The following is a 1506-nucleotide window of genomic DNA, read 5'->3' as shown; positions in this document are numbered from 1 at the left end:
ATTGATACCTTGCCCGACTGCACAATCAAATTGCGCTAAAGCCATACGTTTCCATTTGGTCGCCGCCTGTACCACCTGAGCCTCTATTCGCTTTGGTAAACCCAGTCCTGCCGGAAACTCTACCGGAGTACGGGAGCCGTCACGATCCAGATAATCATTAACACCGCTATCCTCTCTTACGATTAATGGTACCTGAACCATTTGCAGATTTAAGGCCTCTGCCAATCCCTTCTCTATGAAGTCTTTGATCATATACAGTGCTTCCATCCTCTTTAAAGGTGGTAGTACTGCCTTGTAGTTTTCAGGAAGAACTTTGCTTACTTCTTCATAGGTGCTAATTCCGGGTCCGGCTAAATCTGATCTTTTTTCTTGCATGATTACGTTTTTTAGTGTTAGCTGACAGAAAGGTTTTTCTCTCCAGGTACTTATCCTATACCCAATTACGACCAAAATTAGCTAAAAGAGGCCTTAGAAAATGTGATAAATCTCATATATAGAAACTTATGTTATCAATCGCACACTAAATCTAAAATGTACTCCATCATTTCCAGACTTTGCCTGATATTTATGTTGGAAAAGTAAATATTTCTAAAGGCTGACCAACATCATTTCGTATGTGACGTAATATGAATTCCTTTGGGAATCACTAAAAAGCATACTTATGAAAAATTTAATCCTTCAATTCATTTGGTTATTCCCCCTTTTGGCAATCTCACAAGTTAAAACCGGGGAGGACATTACCATTTCCACACCACAGAACGATGATGTCTATCTGGCGGGCAAGGATATCAACATTGATGCAATGGTCAATGGTGATGTAGTAGTTGCTGGTAGCTATATTACAATAAATGATTCCATTTCACAGGATCTTATCTTGGCCGGTAGCGACATTATTATCAAAGGCTATGTGGCAGACGATATACGTATGGCAGGTGGTAAACTGATCATAGATTCAGAAGTCGGCGATGATGTGATTGTTGCCGGGGGCGAACTAACGATTACCAAAGATGCCATTATTAAAGGCAATCTTATAACGGTTGGGGGTAAGACCAAAATAAATGGGGTAGTAATAGGCATGCTAAAAGCACGAGCTGGCGAACTGAAATTGAATGGCGTAGTGGAAGGTGATGCCATACTATATGGGAAGGAAATTAAAATTGACGGGGAAATATACGGGACCTCCGAAATTGTGGCCGAAGATTTGGAAATAGGCGAAAATGCTCAATTTCATAAAGATGTTTCCTATTGGACTGAAGACGGTCAAATCGATTTTAAAAATTCACTGGTCAATGCAACGGCTAATTTAGAGGAAAGTCTGATGAAAGAGCATGAGGAATTTCCCTGGAAGTTCTTTGGTATAGCAGCTATTGGCTTCTGGGTCTTCTATATACTCTCTGCTTTTTTGGTCATCCTGATATTAAATTATGCTTTTAAAAATCTTTTTGCAGAAGCAGTTACCTATATCAAAAAAGATTTATGGAGAAGTCTTGGCTACGGTTTAATTTA

General features: G+C 39.5%; 1 protein-coding gene and 1 pseudogene. One reads left to right on the top strand and one right to left on the bottom strand.

The genetic code is table 11. The annotated features are described in order from the left end of the window. A pseudogene (locus WBN20_RS11235) lies at nt 1–375 on the bottom strand (hypothetical protein); the annotation flags it as partial. A 286-nt stretch (nt 376–661) separates the two neighbouring features. On the opposite strand from WBN20_RS11235, the gene WBN20_RS11230 reads away from it, so the two are divergent. After that, the coding region (locus WBN20_RS11230; protein WP_424281738.1) for a hypothetical protein at nt 662–1506 on the top strand (845 nt) is incomplete at its 3' end.

Source organism: Eudoraea sp. (genome assembly GCF_049665975.1).
Taxonomy (GTDB): Bacteria; Bacteroidota; Bacteroidia; order Flavobacteriales; family Flavobacteriaceae; genus Eudoraea.
This window is presented reverse-complemented; position numbering and strand designations above follow the sequence as displayed.